General features: G+C 39.7%; 17 protein-coding genes and 1 riboswitch. Of the genes, 1 reads left to right on the top strand and 16 read right to left on the bottom strand.

Annotation, left to right across the window (positions count from 1 at the left end; genetic code table 11):
* Positions 1 to 32 precede the first annotated feature (32 nt).
* Both thiE and thiM read right to left on the bottom strand, forming a co-directional pair.
* Entirely contained in the window at positions 33 to 686 is a 654-nt protein-coding gene (gene thiE / locus ASC42_RS07715; RefSeq protein WP_055441273.1) for a thiamine phosphate synthase, read from the bottom strand.
* Positions 687 to 1478 carry a hydroxyethylthiazole kinase gene (gene thiM / locus ASC42_RS07710; RefSeq protein ID WP_055441272.1) on the bottom strand — a complete coding sequence of 264 codons (792 nt, stop codon included), beginning with the start codon at positions 1476 to 1478 and terminating at the stop codon, positions 687 to 689.
* A gap of 60 nt (positions 1479 to 1538) precedes the next feature.
* Positions 1539 to 1654: riboswitch (TPP riboswitch) on the bottom strand.
* 163 nt (positions 1655 to 1817) lie between these two features.
* Between thiM and hcp the strand changes: the two genes are divergently transcribed.
* Positions 1818 to 3107, top strand: coding sequence for a hydroxylamine reductase (hcp, locus tag ASC42_RS07705; RefSeq protein ID WP_055441271.1), 1290 nt, complete (start codon positions 1818 to 1820; stop codon positions 3105 to 3107).
* A gap of 29 nt (positions 3108 to 3136) precedes the next feature.
* Here the strand turns inward: hcp and ASC42_RS07700 are convergent, their stop codons facing one another.
* The 14 genes from ASC42_RS07700 to ASC42_RS07635 all read right to left on the bottom strand — a co-directional run bounded on the left by ASC42_RS07700 (position 3137) and on the right by ASC42_RS07635 (position 17844).
* Entirely contained in the window at positions 3137 to 3676 is a 540-nt protein-coding gene (locus ASC42_RS07700; protein WP_055441270.1) for a thermonuclease family protein, read from the bottom strand.
* Positions 3673 to 4299 (bottom strand): histidine phosphatase family protein, encoded by a 627-nt coding sequence (locus tag ASC42_RS07695; protein ID WP_055441269.1) that lies wholly within the window; start codon positions 4297 to 4299, stop codon positions 3673 to 3675. The genes ASC42_RS07700 and ASC42_RS07695 overlap by 4 nt, the downstream gene beginning before the upstream one ends.
* Before the next feature lie 50 nt (positions 4300 to 4349).
* Positions 4350 to 5051: an ABC transporter ATP-binding protein gene (locus ASC42_RS07690; protein ID WP_055441268.1), complete on the bottom strand. Its 702-nt coding sequence runs from the start codon at positions 5049 to 5051 to the stop codon at positions 4350 to 4352.
* Entirely contained in the window at positions 5044 to 5853 is an 810-nt protein-coding gene (locus ASC42_RS07685) for an ABC transporter permease (RefSeq protein ID WP_055441267.1), read from the bottom strand. The genes ASC42_RS07690 and ASC42_RS07685 overlap by 8 nt, the downstream gene beginning before the upstream one ends.
* Positions 5850 to 6299, bottom strand: coding sequence for a nitrous oxide reductase accessory protein NosL (locus ASC42_RS07680; RefSeq protein WP_055441266.1), 450 nt, complete (start codon positions 6297 to 6299; stop codon positions 5850 to 5852). The genes ASC42_RS07685 and ASC42_RS07680 overlap by 4 nt, the downstream gene beginning before the upstream one ends.
* Positions 6283 to 7614, bottom strand: coding sequence for a right-handed parallel beta-helix repeat-containing protein (locus ASC42_RS07675; RefSeq protein ID WP_055441265.1), 1332 nt, complete (start codon positions 7612 to 7614; stop codon positions 6283 to 6285). Before ASC42_RS07675 ends, ASC42_RS07680 begins: the two co-directional genes overlap by 17 nt.
* A 99-nt stretch (positions 7615 to 7713) precedes the next feature.
* The gene (locus tag ASC42_RS07670) at positions 7714 to 9636 is read right to left on the bottom strand and encodes a sensor domain-containing protein (RefSeq protein ID WP_055441264.1); all 1923 of its coding nucleotides are present in this window, start codon (positions 9634 to 9636) and stop codon (positions 7714 to 7716) included.
* A 108-nt stretch (positions 9637 to 9744) separates the two neighbouring features.
* Positions 9745 to 11808, bottom strand: a complete 2064-nt coding sequence (locus ASC42_RS07665; protein WP_055441263.1) for a heavy metal translocating P-type ATPase — start codon at positions 11806 to 11808, stop codon at positions 9745 to 9747.
* Between the two features lie 11 nt (positions 11809 to 11819).
* On the bottom strand, positions 11820 to 12125 hold the full coding sequence (locus ASC42_RS07660; RefSeq protein ID WP_055441262.1) for an ArsR/SmtB family transcription factor: 306 nt from the start codon (positions 12123 to 12125) through the stop codon (positions 11820 to 11822).
* An 88-nt stretch (positions 12126 to 12213) separates the two neighbouring features.
* Positions 12214 to 12933 carry an exonuclease domain-containing protein gene (locus ASC42_RS07655; RefSeq protein ID WP_055441261.1) on the bottom strand — a complete coding sequence of 240 codons (720 nt, stop codon included), beginning with the start codon at positions 12931 to 12933 and terminating at the stop codon, positions 12214 to 12216.
* Between the two features lie 3 nt (positions 12934 to 12936).
* The gene (locus ASC42_RS07650; RefSeq protein ID WP_055441260.1) at positions 12937 to 13965 is read right to left on the bottom strand and encodes a DUF294 nucleotidyltransferase-like domain-containing protein; all 1029 of its coding nucleotides are present in this window, start codon (positions 13963 to 13965) and stop codon (positions 12937 to 12939) included.
* Positions 13966 to 13978: 13 nt separating this feature from the next.
* Entirely contained in the window at positions 13979 to 15292 is a 1314-nt protein-coding gene (locus ASC42_RS07645) for an ammonium transporter (RefSeq protein ID WP_055441259.1), read from the bottom strand.
* A 155-nt stretch (positions 15293 to 15447) separates the two neighbouring features.
* Positions 15448 to 16836 (bottom strand): hypothetical protein, encoded by a 1389-nt coding sequence (locus ASC42_RS07640; protein ID WP_055441258.1) that lies wholly within the window; start codon positions 16834 to 16836, stop codon positions 15448 to 15450.
* A gap of 66 nt (positions 16837 to 16902) precedes the next feature.
* The gene (locus tag ASC42_RS07635) at positions 16903 to 17844 is read right to left on the bottom strand and encodes an endonuclease I family protein (protein WP_167338101.1); all 942 of its coding nucleotides are present in this window, start codon (positions 17842 to 17844) and stop codon (positions 16903 to 16905) included.
* Between the last annotated feature and the right edge of the window lie 298 nt (positions 17845 to 18142).

The following is an 18142-nucleotide window of genomic DNA, read 5'->3' as shown; positions in this document are numbered from 1 at the left end:
AATCCTGCACAAAAAAATAGAAAAAGACGACATTACCTGTCGCCTTCTTGTTTTGTACGCATGACAATCTCATATAGTCGTTTTGTTTGTTCACAAATATGCTCAGCACGGCAAATGGCAGAAATGACGGCAATTCCATCTGCCCCCGCTTTGATGACTTGTTCCGCTGTTTGTTCTGTAATCCCACCAATCGCAACGAGTGGAACATGTTTTTCGTGCGCACGAATATGTTCAATCATCGTCAGTCCACATACTTGCTTTGCATCGTCTTTTGAAACGGTTGGGAAAATGGGACCTAGCCCGACATAATCGGCGTGAGCAGCAAGCGCTTTTTTTACTTCAGTCAAGTTATGAACGGATACCCCTAAATATTTATTCCCTATGCGATCGCGAACGCGTTCAGCCGCTTCGTCCTCTTGTCCGACATGAATACCGTCTGCCTGTAAGGCAAGCGCTAAATCAACATCATCATTCACAATAAACGGAATGTTACGAGCGCGGCATCGCTCAAACAATTGCTCAGCTAAGCGATATTTTTCAAGTCCTGTAAGCGCTCCTTTTCCTTTTTCGCGAAACTGAAACATCGTAATGCCACCTTCAATCGCTTCGTCAAGCACGACAAGCGGATTTTTCGTACAATCGACGCTTCCCATCACGAAATATAACGATAACATATGTTTCATCATTTATTCCCCTCGAATGTGTGCGTATTCATTCACTTCTTCTGCTGTCGTCTCGTATAAAGCATTTAAAAATGCTATTTGAAAGCTACCTGGCGCTTTGGCGTGTTTGGCTGCTTTTTCAGCTGCCACACCGTAATAAGCAAGCGCAGCGACAGATGACATCATCACATTTTCTCCTACACTAGCAAATGCACCTAACACCGAGCTTAATAAACAGCCTGTTCCTGTCACTTTCGTTAACATGGCATCACCGTTTGAGACGATCATTAATTTTTCTCCATCTGTCACCACATCATCTTTCCCAGTCACAACAACTGTACAACGAAACATACGCGCTGCTTTTTTGGCTACATGCTCGAGATCGCCTTGAACATCTCCTGCATCTACCCCTTTTGTACTTGCTTGTTCTCCAACAATACTTGCGATTTCGGATGCATTTCCACGTAAAATGGTAACGTTGACTTCGCGTAATATACGTTGGGCTGTTTCCGTACGATATGTTGTCGCACCTGCTCCGACAGGATCGAAAACAACGGGAACATTTGCTTCGTTTGCCGCTTTTCCGGCAATAACCATCGCTTCTACATCTGTTTCGTTTAATGTACCAATGTTTAATACAAGAGCACGTGCTAAACGAACCATATCGGCTACTTCTTCTTTTGCATAAGCCATCACCGGAGACGCACCTAATGCAAGCAAACCGTTAGCAACAAAATTTGTCACAACAACATTCGTCATATTATGTACAAGTGGCGACTCCTCTCTGACGCGCGTTAACCATTGTCCAACATTCATCGTGTATTCCCCCCTTAAAAAAATAAAAACTAGTCGGACAGAATCGACTAGTTTGTACTTACAAAACATAGCCTACTTCCCTCCGCTGGTACAAACCAGATCAGGTTCAAAGGGTTGGAAAACTGATTGCGCGTTTTCCTCTCAGCCATCGCCATCCGGCACCCCTAGTAGCTTGATTGATTTTATTTTCTTCCATTTTAATATATTTTTTCTCGTTATTCAATATAAAACATTGTCAATTTTCGTTCACATTTTTATATAGATGTGTGATATACATCACTTACGCTACGGTGATTTTCCCCTATTGTTAAAGTGTTAATAAGAAAAGGAGGGGTTATCATGTTTTGTCATCAATGCGAACAAACGCCAACAGGGGGATGCACAGTCGTCGGTGTTTGCGGAAAAGATGAAACGATTGCAAGCTTACAAGATACGATTGTATTTGCGCTAAAAGGAATTGCTGCATATCGCACGCATGCTCATCAACTCGGATATACAGATCCATTTGTTGACACAACAACGCATGAAGCGTTGTATATGACACTAACAAACTCCAACTTTAACGTTCAAGAACATTTAGATATGGCGATGAAAGTCGGAAAAGCTGCTATTCGTGTCATGGAACTGCTCGATCGGGCACATACAGAACGCCTTGGCATTCCTCAACCTGTTCGCGTAACACAAAATAAAATTGAAGGAAAATGTATTCTCGTTACAGGACATAACTTATTTGCACTTGAACAGTTATTGAAACAAACAGAAGGCAAACGAATTAACATTTACACGCATTCCGAAATGTTGCCTGCGCACGGCTATCCGCAATTGAAAAAATATAAACATTTAAAAGGAAACGTCGGAAAAGCATGGTACGACCAACGTCGTTTATTTGAAAAATTCCCTGGCGCCATTTTAGCGACAACAAACTGTGTGATGCCGATTAAAGGCTCGTATGCTGACCGCATGTTTTCATACGATGTAGCCGGATTAGAACATGTACAAAAAATCGAGAATGATGATTTCACACCGTTGATTGAGAAAGCGTTACAACTTCCAGAAGCAAATATCGAATCAGATGAAACATTAGTTACTGGTTTCCATCACGAAACAGTCATTCAAATTGCACCAGAAATTATTCAAGCTGTAAAGGAAGGAAAAATTCAACGCTTTTTCGTCATCGCAGGCTGTGACGCGCCTGGAAAAGGCGGTGAATATTATCGTTCATTAGCGACGTCTTTACCGAAAAACACAGTTATTTTAACGACATCTTGCGGAAAATTCCGCTTCAACGATGTAGATTATGGTGTCGTTCCTGGCACAAACATTCCGAGATATATTGACTTAGGACAATGCAATAACTCGATTTCGACAGTAAAAATTGCGATGGCGCTTGCAGAAGCGTTTGGCTGTGAAGTGAATGAACTGCCTGTTAGCATCGTCCTTTCATGGTTTGAACAAAAAGCGGTTGCCATTTTACTCGGATTGTTTAGTTTAGGCATTCAAGACATTCGGATTGGACCAAAAGCACCACACTTTATTTCTGAAGGTGTGTTGCGCGTATTGCAAGATATGTTTGGCCTCAAGCTCATTGGCAATGTGGAAGAAGATATGCAAGCGATGCTAGCACATTAAAAGGGCTGTTTCATTCAGCCCTTTTATATTCATGAAGCTTTGTCGAGACATACGCTCATATTAAATCCTTTTTCTGTTACGTATCCATCCACACTCCAAATGCGCTTTTTCGCTTTTTTTGCTTCCTCTTGTGCTTTATACAATTGTTTAGCGTATTTTGTATCAGGATCAAACATATAAGCAACACGAGCAAGTCCTTCTTTTACAATTTTTTCTTGATACAAAGTTCCATCCTCCAACCATATGTACGCAAGCAATCGACCGTAGCGATCATACGGTTTTTCTTTTGCACTTAATTCGACCGTCACTTTTTTGTGAAGAAGGACATCTTTAGCAAATTGCTTTGCTTCTTCACCATACGCCTGTTTTTCACGATACGTTTCTGGCGTGTCAATGTTTAATAGACGAACGGTTACAATCTCCCCATCTTTTTTTATTTTGATTGTATCCCCATCAACAACATATTGTACTGTCGTAACAAACGTCGTTCCTTTATTTTGCTGTACACAACCGCTAATCAAAAAGATGATTGTAAATAAAATAAGCAATAAAATAAGCCATTTTCTCATAAATGTGTCATCTCACTTTCAAGATGTGAAATATCTGACTCACATTCTATATTCCACTTTCCTCCTTCAAACGAAACGATGGTCACACTCGTACCGTATACACGGCTATTTTCCCATAACTGTGCGAGCGTTTGCTGTTTCCAATATACAAGAAGCGTACGAATCACCATACCGTGTGTAACGACAAGAATATGACCTTCTGAATGAGTATCGGCAATATGCTGAATGGCAGCGACAGCTCGACGTTGCACATCAAGAAACGTCTCGCCAATGATCGGCTTGTATGCATCTGGGTTATGATAAAAATGATAATGATTTTGCTCGTCTACTTGGGCAATTTCTGCAATTGTTTTTCCTTCCCAATGACCTAAGTAAATTTCACGTAGTCGTTCATCAAAATATATTGGCACATGACGTTGCCCTAACACAATTTGCGCCGTTTCTTTTGTCCGATCACTTGGACTACAATACGCAGCAGTAAACGGGACTGTACGCAATCGATCATGTAAAAGTGTCGCATGTTTTCTTCCTGTTTCAGTTAAAGGAGAGTCCTTCCATCCTTGCATGCGTTGTTGCGCATTCCACTCGGTTTCTGCATGACGAATGACGTATAACTTTAACATCTCTCAATCCTCCTCGAAATGAAAAAAGCAAGCTATATTCGCTTACTTTTTCAGTATGACATATGTTGTGAAATTTGTGCAAAAAATATCGACTCTAACGACTTTCCGTCTTGACAAAGTGTAGAAACCGAATCGTATATGAGCATTTGTCCTTGATGAATAAACGCGACAGTATCTGCAATTTCTTCAACCATTGACAACATATGCGTCGAAAAAAGAATAGCTTTCCCTTTTTCTTTTTCAGAACGAATAAGCCGTTTAAATTCCCATACCCAATACGGATCTAAACCGTTTGTTGGCTCATCCAAAATAAGCAATGGGGCATCCGCTAAAAGCGCTTGCGCAAACGCAAGCCGTTGTTGCATTCCTTTTGAATATGTCTTTACTTGTTTATGTTGATCGTTTTCCAATCCAACGAGTGCTAAACATTGTTTAATGCGCTCCTCATTAGCCCCTTGCCATCGTCCAAATAGAGATAACAATTCGTAACCTGTAAACAAGGGAGGGAATTGCAAATGATCAGGCATAAACGAAAACCATTGTTTGTCGTTGTTTTGAATCGGTTGTCCGTTTACATGTATGTCCCCTTTCGTCGGGGTGAGCTGTCCGATTAACATTTTAATAATCGTGCTTTTTCCTGCGCCGTTACCACCGCATAGTGCTAAACATTGTCCCTTCTGAACAGAAAAAGAAATGTTTTCGACTTTATTTTGCTCGTTATATATTTTCGTCAATTGTTTCACTTCAAGCATGTCGCTTCCCTCGTTTCAACCATACATTCACGAAAAACAATGGCACAATAACCCATATGCACGCGATCGCAAGAAATGTAAGTTGTCCACTTGCACTTTCTGCCCATTTTGACCATTCATATAGCTGCGGTCCAAATAGTGCGCTACTTTTCAAAGCGGCTACAGTCCAAACGCGCATGAGTTCAACCGGATTAAATATAATGGATCCAGTAAATAAGAAAATGGTCCATTGCTTTGGAACGATTGATAACAAAAATAATACGATAAATTCATAAAATAAAACGAAAAACGCCCAAATAAATAAGCTGACACCGAGAGCTTGTAAACGATTAGAGGAAACAAGTCCAACGAATAAAGCAATTGCTAAAAAAATACTCGTTAATACAATAGTTAGTACAAACGAAAGAAAAACAAACGCCGACCACGTCCCTCCTGTTGCAAAAAGAGCGACGCTTGCACTTCCATACCCGAGTGCAACTACTGTCCATAATGATATACAACTTCCCACATATAAACCAACTGTTAAAGAACGAGTAGAGACTGGATATGTTAATATAAGTGATAACCGACCGTCTTCTTTTTCCCCTGCAATAAACAAACTACCTGCTAATAGAGCAACAAGCGGAACAAGTAAAAGGGACAAATTTAATAAAGCTGCTGTCGAACGTGTGAATACTCCTGCTGACTCGTGTCCGCTACTGGCGATTACAGTTGATGATAGGACAGCAAACAAAACGGCAAAAGTGATGAGCCATTTGCTACGAATCATCATCATCCATTGGTACTTTATAGCTGTATTCATCGTTCAAATCCCCACCGATGTTTTTTTAGTTGCTCATACGTCCATAATTCCCCTTTTCCTTCTTGTTCCATGTACTCTTTGGCATTTTTTTCGTTTGCAAATGAAACGACCCCATAATTCATCGGCGTCCAATAATTTGGATTGTATACGTAAACAGCTTGCTCAAGTTCAATCCACTTCCCGTTTGTTACATCACGAACGTATTTCTTTGCTATGTCCTCGCCGTTTTGTTCATTCATCCACTCAATCATGCACCCAATATCATCAAACTTATGCACCGTTCCATCTTTTAAAACGATTTCTGTAGCATATGGCTCTGCTGTTATACTCATATTACAAATTACACACACATCAATATCCGGGTTAATCTCTTCTGGCTCATACGTTTTCGTTCCGCCACATGCGGTGAGAAAACATACAAAGAAAAGGCTAGCAATTTTTTTCATATGTCATTCTCCTTCCATATCTAATCATAAACAAACTGCTTATAAATAAAACGCTTCCAAACAATAGTAGCTTCCACGATCTTTCCTTTGTTTCTTTTTTATCTTGATCGATTTTCATCATCGGAAAATGATCTTCCCCTTGCGCCTGCGCATGCGTAAAAAATGACTCTGTTGTATCAAGAAGTGCTAACGCCGGACTTTGAAAATAAAATTGCACGCTTGGCCATTTCCGCAACAGTCGACTATACATGGAACGAATGCGATGTGGGGTATCACCAATTCCATCATCATTGAAATCATAAAACCGATAAGTATCCCAATAATTCCCTTTATGTCCATCATCGAATGCAATAGGTGTACCTTGAATAAGTGCGTCTTCCATATTTCCCAAAAATTTATTTTCGAAAACAATTGTGTGGGGGTTTTCATACAAACTATGCAATGCACGATAGTTACCGATAAACTCATTGTCTTTTATATGACAATGGCGTGCGTTTTGTAACGATAAAGCTGTGCTATTATAAGATAATGTATTGTTGTGCATTACGACATATTCGCTATCGTAAATAAGTGCTCCATACCCACGATAGTCTAATTGTCTAACAATCGTATTATGTCCGATATTAAACTGCTTTGACATCATCATCATGATTCCATTAATATTTTCTGTCAGCACATTTTCTTTTGCCGCTCCACCTTCAGAGTACATAAAATGGAGAGCATAGCGGGCATCTGTTACTTTATTTTTTTCCATCACGGTTTGCTTAGCCCAATCTAAATAAATGCCATCTTGCACACGTGAAATATGATTTTCGCGCACAACAGCGTGGCTTGTCTTCAATAGGTGAATACCGTTTCCTCGTTGAGCAAAGTGAATATCTCGTCCGCGAATAGTATTGTTTAAGAGATTGATATGTGTTCCTTTTTCTACATAAACACCGTAATGCACCTGTTCAATACGTACGTGTTTTAACGTGACATGTGAACTTTCTTGAATGAGCACACCAGCCCCTTTTCCATACGCGCTGTTACGAACCGTTAAACCTTCGACATGAACCCGAGGGGCACGAATTGTAACAACATATTCGCTTCCTCCTCCATCAACTACCGCTCCAGGTTCGGCAACAAGATGAAGGGGCTTGCGGATGATAATTGGACCTTTGTATATCCCTTTTTTCACGATTAGCACGTCGCCAGCATGCGCCTCATCAATAGCTTGTTGCAACTGTTTATGTACTTCAATCTTTTCACCATATACCGTTTCTGTAAACAAAAGTATAACGATCGATATAATCAAAAAAAATAAGCTACGCATGTTCGCTCAGTCCTCATGTTCATCTTTTATACCATCCACATTAATGTAAATTTGTGAAGAAAAAAGAAAATATATGTGAACAAAACGTGAAAAGAGACGCTAATGAAGCGCCTCTTTCGATTGATTATGTTGTTCGAGCCATTGCAACAACTTTTCTGCTTCTAGAGACTGACTAAAGTAAAACCCTTGAGCGAAATCACAATCCATTTTTTGTAACAAAGATACTTGTTCGTCACGCTCCACCCCTTCGGCAAGTACTTGTAAATCTAAGCTTTTTGCTAAGTGGATAATTGTATCGACGATCGTTGCATCTTTCGAATTATCTGTGATGTCGCGAATAAACGAGCGATCGATTTTCAATAATGAAACAGGCAAATTGCGAATATAAGCAAGCGATGAAAAGCCAGTACCAAAATCGTCAATCGCAACTTGAATGCCGATCTGTTTTAACTCCGTTAAAATATGTTTTCCTGTTTCAATATTTTCCATTAACCCACTTTCCGTTATTTCTAAAATTAAATAGTTCGGTGGAAACTGTGTTTCTTGCAAAATATTTTTCACATGCATCACAAATTCTTTTCGATTTAGTAAAAATGGTGATAAGTTCACTGCGAGTTTTAATGTCGGAAAATGAGCTTGCCATTGTTTTACTTGTCGACACGCCTCTTTTAACACCCATGTTGTAATTTCAAAAATGAATCCGTTTTTCTCTGCGATTGAGATAAACTCTAATGGTGAGATCGCTCCAAGCGTCGGATGTGTCCAACGCATGAGCGCCTCAACTCCCATAATTGCTTTGTTATCTAGTGACACTTTCGGTTGATAACATAAATAAAACTGATTGTTCAATAACGCGAGGGGCAACTCTTGTTCAATCATCGTTTTTCGATTTTGCTGTGGATGATAAAAATGATACCCTTTCCCTCTTTCCTTCGCATAGCAAAGCGCTTGGTCAGCTTGTTTCAACAACGTGTCTAAATCCGTACCGTCTTGCGGAAAGAACGTCAATCCAATAGAAAGACCTGATTGGATGACATGCTTTTTATATCGAAACGGCTCTACAAACGATTGAAGCAAATACTCCATGCGCGCGACAATCGTCTCTTTATTCACATCATGTAACACGATAACAAACTCATCGCCACCGATGCGAGCAAAAAAGTCTTCCTGTTGCAAATGTTTCTGGATGCGACGAACAGATTCTTGCAAAAAGAAGTCCCCTGCTTGATATGAAAAACGATCGTTAATCCACTTAATTTTGTCAAAATCAATGTAACATAAGGCAAATGGTTTCTTTTGTTGAATCATATGTTGCACATACGTTTCAAAATAAAAGCGATTAGGAATATCCGTTAACGAATCGAAATTTTTTAATTTTGCAAGTGCTTCCTCGCAACATTTCCATTTCGTAATATCTTTTGCCACAACAATTACGTGTTCAATTTCATTTTTTTCATTTAGTAATGGTTGAGCATGCATATAAATCCATATAAAGTGCCCTTCACGTGTTCGCCAACGACATTCAATCGTTGTTTCCTTTTCTTTTATCGCATAAATCGTATGTAACTTTTCCATCAAAATAGGGATGTCCTCATGATGAACAAAAGAAAATAGTTCGTGATTGCAAACTTCGTTGGCACACTTCAGCACATGTTGGGCGCTTGGCGAAACGTATGTAATTTCTCCATCTGATGATAAAATAAATGTAAATTCAGACGCCATTGAAGAAAGAGAAGATGTCAGACGCATATCAATAAAAGGTTCATGCTGATATGTCACAATAATGGCTTGTAGCGCACCCTCTTTGTTACATAAAGCCGTTGCTTGTACATATACATGTTCATTTTCTTCTTTTAAGATTTCATACGAAATCATGCGACCATGTTCTGCATCATAAATAAACTTTTTTAACAGTCCTCGGTTCACATGAAGATGATAAAAATGGCGAAAAAAATGTTCATCCGCTCCTAAAATTTTTCCGTCTGGAGCCATAACAGCGATTGCTTGCCTCATTCTATTCATCCTCTTTGTCGTTAAAATTCTATCTTCATTTTCACTAAAAACGGTGAAAAAATCAACAACGTTTCGAATATTTCTGAATAGTATCCTTTTTTAGGAAAGCGCACAACCTTAGATCGTGCGCTTTTCCCATAAAATGAATAAGCTAAGTATGCTAACGAAAATCGTTGCCCCCATATCCGATAAAATGGCGATCCATAATGTTAGCCAACCTGGAATAGTGAATAGTAGCGCTGTTGCTTTTAACGAAAGAGCAATTGCGATGTTTAAACGAATGGTACGATTTACTCGCCGAGCAACTACGATAGCCTCTGGCAATTTTCCAAGATGATCTTGCATGAGCACAATATCAGCTGTTTCAATCGCACTATCTGTCCCTTTCCCCATAGCGATGCCAAGATGCGCATGAGCAAGCGCAGGGGCATCATTCATTCCGTCTCCTACCATCGCTACCGTATCATTTTTCATTAATTCTTTTATTTTTTCTACTTTTTGTTCTGGAAGAAGTTGTGCGAATGTATGTGTCACTCCAACTTGTTTAGCAACTTGTTCGGCCGTTTTTTTGTGATCTCCTGTTAACATAACCGTGCGCCGGATACCAATACGATGTAGTTGTTGAATGACCTTTTTGCTCTCTTCTCGTATTTCATCAGCGATACCGAATAAACCAAGTATACGTTGTTCATCTGCTACAAAAACAATCGTACGTCCTTCGCATTTTAACTTTTCGGCATCTTTTTGAATTTGCTCGGTGAACAGTTGATGATCAAACATTCTTTCATTTCCGATACGATACCATTTTCCATCGACTTTTCCTTCCATGCCACTCCCTGTTCGTGTTGTCATTTGCTCTGGTTGTTTATATGTTATGTGGTGTAGCTTCGCTTTTTGGACAATGGCTTGTGCAAGTGGATGGGAAGATACACTTTCTAACGATGCGGCGATGTAAAGCAGTTTATTTTCATCGATGTATGCAATAACATCTGTTACGTGCGGCTTTCCTTTTGTAATCGTTCCTGTTTTATCAAAAGCAATCGTACGTACGCGTCCAAGTGTTTCTAAATGAACGCCGCCTTTCACTAACACCCCTTTTCTCGCGTTCCGCGTCATACCCGCTAACAAAGCAATCGGTGAAGATAAAATAAGTGCACAAGGACACCCAACAATTAGAACCGCTAACCCTTGATATAATGCATCATGCCAAGATGCTTCAAACCATAACGGTGGAACGAGCATGACGAATAACGAAACGATCATAATGAAAGGAGTATAATATTTCGCAAAACGATGAATGAATAATTCAAGCGGTGTTTTTGTCTCTTGCGCTTCTTGCACGAGATGTAAAATTTTTGACAAAGAACTGTCTTTATATTGTTTTGTAATTTGAACATGTAACATCCCCTCGTTATTCACACTTCCGCCGTACACGCTCATTCCTTTTTCTTTTTCAATAGGCATTGCTTCGCCGGTGATCGCGGCCTCATTGACGGAGCTTTTTCCCTCAATAACAACACCATCGGATGGAATTTTTTCACCAGGGCGAACAAGCACCACATCGCCAACTTGTAACGACTCGATGGGAACAACATGTGTTTGTCCGTTCGATATAAGAAGCGCTTCTTTTGGCGCTTGTTTTAGTAGCATGTCAAGCGAGCGACGCGCTCGTTCCATACCTAGCCCTTCTAAATATTCGTTCATACCGAATAAAATGGCAACTACAGCCGCTTCTTTCCACTCACCGATTCCAAACGCCCCGATCAAAGCAATCGTCATTAACGTATCCATATTGAAACGAAAACGAATGATATTATTCAATCCTTTAACAAATGTTTTATATCCGCTGAGTGCTATCGCAGCCATATAAATAACAACGCTCACACCATCTATGTCCAAACGCTCAAGCACGAGCGCCGTCAAAAAAAGAAAAATAGATGCACCTACAAAATAGAGAAGCGGATTTCGTTTTTTTGGCGCCTGCTCATCATCTGCTATATATGCTCCGTCTGTCGCTAAAATCGTCCGTACTTTTTCTAAATCGATGCGTTCATGCACACGTAATTTTCCGCTATTATAGTTCAACGTTGCTCCTTCGCCATACGGAAGTGATTGAATTTGTTCTTCTAATGCTCGTGCACAATTGGCACACGTTAATCCTTTGACTCGATATTCTTTCACTTTATTCCCCCCTAATGATCGCGCGCATGACGAATTGTTTGTTCGAGAATGTGCAACACATGCTCATCATCGTGCGAATAATATAACGTCGTTCCTTCTCTCCGATATTTAACAAGACGTAAATTTTTTAAAAATCGGAGCTGATGCGATACGGTCGATTGTAAAAGTGATAAACGATTCGCAATCTCTGTTACGGAAAACTCACCAGATGAAAGTAAATGTAAAATACGAATACGCGTCGGATCACTTAAAGCTTTAAACGTTTGCGATACGATAAAAAGCGTTTCTTCATCTAACTGCTCGTATTGCTGTTCCATGCGATCCCCCTCTCTTCCAATATATGAATATATGTTCATATAAGTTAATGGAATTGTATAATTTTTCGCAAAAAAAGTCAACATTCGTTTACGAACGTTGACTCAGTAACGCATATAAGTCATGTAACGTATCAATTTGCAACCGTTGCAACTCCGTAAAAACTCGCTTCCAAATTTCAAATAAACTCATGACATCCCCTTTGGCTGTATGACGGTCAATCGGGGGGAGTTGATAAAATGAAAGCGCATCATCAAGCGTTGGAAATGAATCGTGATATATACACTCCATAATATTCTTCATTTCTATTGCTGTTTGTTGTAAAACTGTACGATAGTTGCGTGATAAAAACTCATTTAAAAACGCTACATCATGCTGAATATGATAGCCGAGTAAAATGCTGTGGTTCAAAAAAGAAAGGATATGATGAATTTTCTCCTCTAGTAACGGAGCGCATGCGACATCGTCATTTGTTATCCCTGTAAGCGCAACAACGTGTTCTGGAATACGACGTTTTGGTCGGAAGTCGGAACAATACAAATCAAGCGATTCGCCCTTTTTTGTTTTTAAAGCAGCAAGCGAGAAAATTTCATCTCCTCTTTGCGGAGAAAAACCTGTCGTCTCTGTATCTAATAAAATAAACATCACGTCAGAAAGCGGCGTTTCGAGCGAATACGTATGTTTCTTTGCTTCTTTCATCATTTTTCGAATCCACGCCTCTTGTTGAAAAGTTGGGCCGACCGCTGTTGCTTGATCATATCGAAGACCAAGCGATAATATGCGGCTGATCCATTGAAACGGCCGTTCCATTAATCACACCCACTTCCTTGCATAATGTTGCACTTTTTTGGCTACTGTCAACGCTCTTTTTAATCGTTGTTTTTCTTCTTTCGACAAATGACGAACGACCAAATTGTTCCCTTTTACCGAACAACGTAAACGAAAATACAAAAACGTTTCAAGCGCTTCTTCTATCCGTTCAAATAACCGTTGTGAACAACCATTTTCATCATACCAACGTGTTAATCGCTCAAATGTTGAATGCGCATCAATAAATTGTTTTTGAACAGCAACCCATTTTAACATATGATTGAGCTGAACATATCCTCCTTGTTTTATATCAATCATTCCACTGTTTTCTCCCCAACGTTCTACGTACACGCGACCAAAAGGACCGATAGGAACAAAAGGAATACGAATGCTATCAATCATTCGGTTACGCAAAGAAAAAGTTGTTGCTATTTTTTTATATAACGTTTCTTTCAGTTGGATAACTAATGAATACTCGCCATAAATCGGACGCATATCAACCAACATAGACAAATAACGAATATCATCTATATGCTCATTTTGTACATATTTGTCGATTTGCTCTCCCCAATCATCCGTTTCTTTTAGCCATCTTTTATTTGTCGCCATCACATACCCTGTACAATATGGATAGCCGATTTCATTTAAAAAAAGAACACCTATGCGTGCATACTCACGCATATATACATAACAATCTTCTTTTTCACTGCGCAAACATGAAAAAATCACTCCGTTATCTTGATCTGTCCAAACGGTCGGCTCCTTCCTTCCGCTACTCCCCATCACAAACCAACAAAAAGAAGAAGGTTTTTTGCCAATCCCCTTTCGATCAACTTCTCGTTCAGCTAACAACAACGCTTGTTTCATGAGCGTATCGTGGCACATACAAAGCGCATCGTATACTTCGAATATACAGGAAAAAGAAATTGAAAAAGAAGAGAGGAGAAAAGCAACTTCATCGTGAAGTTGCTTAAGTTCTGACATATCGTTACATTGTTCCGCCCGAACGATGATTGTTTCAAAATCATTCATAACATCACCATCTTCATGACGAACGAGATGGAACAACTGTTGTCGTTTGTTGATAAGCTGGATCCAATTGTTCTGGATATCCGTACGAACCATGCTCACTAATATCAAGTCCAGAAATTTCTTGTTCAGGCGTCACCCGTAAACCAATCGTCTTTTTTAAAGTATATAAAACAATAAACGAAACAATCGCCACGTACACCGCTGCACCTAAAACACCGACCGTTTGAACGATGAGCTGATCAACTCCTCCGCCATAAAACAACCCTGGTTTTCCTATTCCTGTAATTTCCACTAAACGCGGTGAAGCGAAAAAGCCTGTTGAAATCGTGCCAACAATGCCCGCTATACCATGAACAGAAAATGCGTAGATTGGATCATCAATGCCTTTTCGTTCAAAATATACAGACGTCCAAAATGTAAATGATCCGGCAACGGCACCAATGACTGCAGCTGCCCACGGTTCGACAAATGCGCATGCTGCTGTAATCGCAACAAGAGCCGCTAATACGCCGTTAACCATCGCTGGAATGTCCGCTTTCCCAACGAGCCATTTTGCTGTCAAAATGGAAGCAATTGCTCCAGCAGCTGCTGCAATATTTGTCGTCAACGCTACATAACCAAAAAATCCATCTGCTGTCCCCATCGTACTTCCTGCATTAAATCCAAACCAACCAACCCACAATACGAAACCACCAATGACTGTATATACTTGATTATGTCCAGGGATGTAATTGGGTGTCCCGTCTTTATTAAACTTTCCAATTCTTGGGCCTAATAACATCGTTGCAATGAGCGCTGCAATTGCACCTTGTAAATGAACGACCGTCGATCCTGCGAAATCTTGCATTCCCATTTCTCCAAGCCATCCACCTCCCCATACCCAATGACCGATGACTGGGTAAATAGCGATCGTAAAAATCGTTCCGAAAATAAAGTAAACCGATAGTTTTGCACGCTCAGCGAATCCTCCCCACGCAATAGCTAAAGAGACACCGACAAAAGCAAGTTGGAATAAAAATTTCAGTTCAAGTGGCACATTTGCCCACGAAAGCGAAGAAAACGTCTCTTTTCCTTCTTTTAAAAACCATCCTTCTGTTCCAATAAATCCATTTCCTTTTCCAAATGTAATAGCAAAACCTACAGCCCAAAATGCAAGCGAAGCGATCGCAAAACTTAATATTTGCTTTCCAGCGACATGGCCAGCATTTTTCATTCGCGTTGAACCTGCTTCTAACAAAGCGAATCCGACTTGCATTCCAATGACTAAAATCGCCCCTAACATGACCCAAAGTGAATCAAGAGCAAAACTCAACTGCGCCTCATTCATTCTCATCTCTCCTTTATGTTATTTTTTATAACATTTATGGTTATAATATATTACACAAAGAAACAGAAATGCAACATTTTTTTTGAAAATTTTTTATTCTTATGTCACTTTTCATAACATATAAAAAGAGTGCCTCATTAGAGACACTCCTACAATTAAATGAGAAACATGGCGACAATGGTCGTTACAATTAGTCCTGTAACAACTGGCACAACATTTCGTCTTGCTAACTCAAAAGGGCTAACACCACAAATCGCAGCTGCTGGAATGAGCGCCCAAGGTACTAACGTTCCTCCCCCAACCCAAATCGCAGCAATTTGACCAAGTGCCGTTAATGTAGCCATTCCTGTTCCAATTGCCGTTGCAAACAATTTGGCAATAGAACCGACGAGCGAAATGCCTGAAAATCCTGAACCGTCCAATCCAGTAATTGCCCCTACTCCTGCTAACGTAACTGCTCCTACTTCTTTACTTAATGGAACAACACTAGATAAGGCAACACCTAAATCATTGACAATGCCATGCGACTGTTTTGGTAAAAACTCTCCAATAATCGCTTGGAATCCGGAATCTCCTAAATAAAAGAACGCTGCAATTGGAATGACCGGACCGAACACTTTAAAACCGAATTGGAATCCTTGAATGAATAAGTCTGTAATTTGTTCTAAACCGTTCTTTTTGTATGCAACTAACGACAGAAGAGATAAAATAAAAATCGCTGTTCCTCCAATTAATGCGGTTGCATCTCCGCCTTGCAATTGAAAATAATACATAGCTACAACGTCTAACCCAAATAAAATCGGAATAAGAAATGCAAATATCACTTTCATCCGTTTCGTTAATAAGTGAGACTGTACTTCACTAACCTCGATTGAAACCGCTTCACTTTGTGGGATATTGCCTTTCTTCATATCGCGACGCAACAAGAAAAATGCGGTTGTAACAGTGACAATTCCCATAACGAAAACGAGTGGAATGCTTGCTGAGATGACTTCAGATACAGGAATACCAGCTGCATCTGCTGTTAATTTCGGCGCCCCTTGAATAATAAAATCACCTGATAGCGCAATGCCGTGGCCGAATAAATTCATCGCCATTGCCACCCCTAATGCCGGCAATCCGACACGAACAGCAACCGGTAATAATACAGCTCCAAGCAATGCCACCGCGGGCGACGGCCAAAAAAACCAAGAAATTAGCATCATTAATATCCCTATCGTCCAATAAGCTAACGAAGGCGTCCGAATCAATTTCGCAAACGGCGCGATCATCACTTCATTCATTCCTGTGATCGTAAGAAGCTTACTCATCGATACGATCATCGAGATGACAAGAATAGTTGGAAGAAGTTCAGTTATGGCATAAATAAAACTTTTAAAAATGACGCTAATAGAAAGCGGTAGCGATCCTGTTGCTGTAATCGCTAACAACAAGATGCCCACCATACAAGCTAAAGATGTATCTTTGCGCCAAACCATCAACGCGATAATGATACAAATAAACGAGACGTAAATCCAATGTAACGCTGTTAGCTCTACACCCATCGTTCTCTTCCCCTTTTCATAAACTGTAATACAGCATATGAAAAAGAGGATGATGTGTGCGAACGCCTATCTGCTTTTACGCCCAATCAAAAAATAAAGTTGATCAACAAGATTTGGTTTATCGATGAATGGATTGCGATTTCCTTGAATTCGAAAAATCGCCGCATTTCGATGCCTCTCATATGTTGTAACAGGAAATTGTTTATGCCATTGAACAAGTAGCGGAATATAGACTTGATCAATAAAAGGCTGTTTGATTGCTCGTGGATAACGAACGAGAAAGTATAGCATCGCTCGCGCCACCGCCCCTTTTCCGTGTTCAGGTTCAAAATGTTCCCCGTATGCCACGCCACAATCGTTTTGAATGATTTCATTAGGAGACTCTGGCTCATAAAACGGAAAATCCGCATACGGAAAATTCGAGCGAATAGAATTGCATCGCGGTTCACAAACAAATAAGTGATGCAAATCCCCTTTCATCGGTTCCTTTGCCCCAAACCACGATTGTGGCACAACATGTTCTGCATTAAATTTAAATTGTTGATCAACCATTTTTATCTTTTGCTCTAGATCAAGTTCACCTTTTTTTGCTTTTTTCACAAGTTGAACAAATTGTTCATATCGCTTTTGGATGGTTTCATAGTCTTGTAAAATCACCGTACGCGGATCTTTCTTTTTTCCCGAATAAATACTTTTTACTGTTCCGTCTGGCTGCAAATCAACCCATGTGTATAAATAGTAATCTTTGCTTAAAAAATACGGGATGCGACGTATATGCGTTCGTTTCACTAAATCGTGATACGCTTGAAATAACAGCTTTCCTTCCATCTGATCATCTATATGCTCATAATATCGTTCAACAATGCGCGCCTCTTCATTTTCGTTATAATATAAAGCGTTTTGTTGCTGAATTTTTTGTTGATTTTCAACTAAGTCTTGAAAAATATTTTTTTGTGTTTCTTCCCACCGCTTCAACTGCTCCGCGTGTTGAAGGATAACATCTTCCACCACTCTTCTCTCCAATCATTTTTTTACTATAATGTATTCATCTATTGTTCGGCGCGTCCCGGCTCTTTTGATTTATACACCTATGATCATATGTTCACAATAAAAAATAGATAGAACAAAGCAGCATATGTTATGACCCATTCTATTTTTCATAAATTCATTTGTTTTTGATAAAATAGACATCGTACCCCCTTATTCATTGTTCTTTATTTTACAAAAAATTCGAAAATAGATGCAACAAAAATCAAACATAATCACTTTTGTACTCATACGGGTAAAGAATAATGAAATTTTGTTT

It is taken from the genome of Anoxybacillus suryakundensis (assembly GCF_001418025.1).
GTDB lineage: Bacteria > Bacillota > Bacilli > Bacillales > Anoxybacillaceae > Anoxybacillus > Anoxybacillus tengchongensis.
This window is presented reverse-complemented; position numbering and strand designations above follow the sequence as displayed.

What these genes read in the sequence shown, in the direction of transcription:
- ASC42_RS07675 (WP_055441265.1), bottom strand. Translation starts at nt 7,614, where the DNA reads ATGCGTAGCTTATTTTTTTTGATTATATCGATCGTTATACTTTTGTTT.
- ASC42_RS07655 (WP_055441261.1), bottom strand. Translation starts at nt 12,933, where the DNA reads ATGGAACGGCCGTTTCAATGGATCAGCCGCATATTATCGCTTGGTCTT.
- ASC42_RS07680 (WP_055441266.1), bottom strand. Translation starts at nt 6,299, where the DNA reads ATGAAAAAAATTGCTAGCCTTTTCTTTGTATGTTTTCTCACCGCATGT.
- ASC42_RS07645 (WP_055441259.1), bottom strand. Translation starts at nt 15,292, where the DNA reads ATGAATGAGGCGCAGTTGAGTTTTGCTCTTGATTCACTTTGGGTCATG.
- ASC42_RS07650 (WP_055441260.1), bottom strand. Translation starts at nt 13,965, where the DNA reads ATGAATGATTTTGAAACAATCATCGTTCGGGCGGAACAATGTAACGAT.
- ASC42_RS07695 (WP_055441269.1), bottom strand. Translation starts at nt 4,299, where the DNA reads ATGTTAAAGTTATACGTCATTCGTCATGCAGAAACCGAGTGGAATGCG.
- ASC42_RS07685 (WP_055441267.1), bottom strand. Translation starts at nt 5,853, where the DNA reads ATGAATACAGCTATAAAGTACCAATGGATGATGATGATTCGTAGCAAA.
- thiM (WP_055441272.1), bottom strand. Translation starts at nt 1,478, where the DNA reads ATGAATGTTGGACAATGGTTAACGCGCGTCAGAGAGGAGTCGCCACTT.
- thiE (WP_055441273.1), bottom strand. Translation starts at nt 686, where the DNA reads ATGATGAAACATATGTTATCGTTATATTTCGTGATGGGAAGCGTCGAT.
- hcp (WP_055441271.1), top strand. Translation starts at nt 1,818, where the DNA reads ATGTTTTGTCATCAATGCGAACAAACGCCAACAGGGGGATGCACAGTC.
- ASC42_RS07690 (WP_055441268.1), bottom strand. Translation starts at nt 5,051, where the DNA reads ATGCTTGAAGTGAAACAATTGACGAAAATATATAACGAGCAAAATAAA.
- ASC42_RS07670 (WP_055441264.1), bottom strand. Translation starts at nt 9,636, where the DNA reads ATGAATAGAATGAGGCAAGCAATCGCTGTTATGGCTCCAGACGGAAAA.
- ASC42_RS07640 (WP_055441258.1), bottom strand. Translation starts at nt 16,836, where the DNA reads ATGGGTGTAGAGCTAACAGCGTTACATTGGATTTACGTCTCGTTTATT.
- ASC42_RS07660 (WP_055441262.1), bottom strand. Translation starts at nt 12,125, where the DNA reads ATGGAACAGCAATACGAGCAGTTAGATGAAGAAACGCTTTTTATCGTA.
- ASC42_RS07700 (WP_055441270.1), bottom strand. Translation starts at nt 3,676, where the DNA reads ATGAGAAAATGGCTTATTTTATTGCTTATTTTATTTACAATCATCTTT.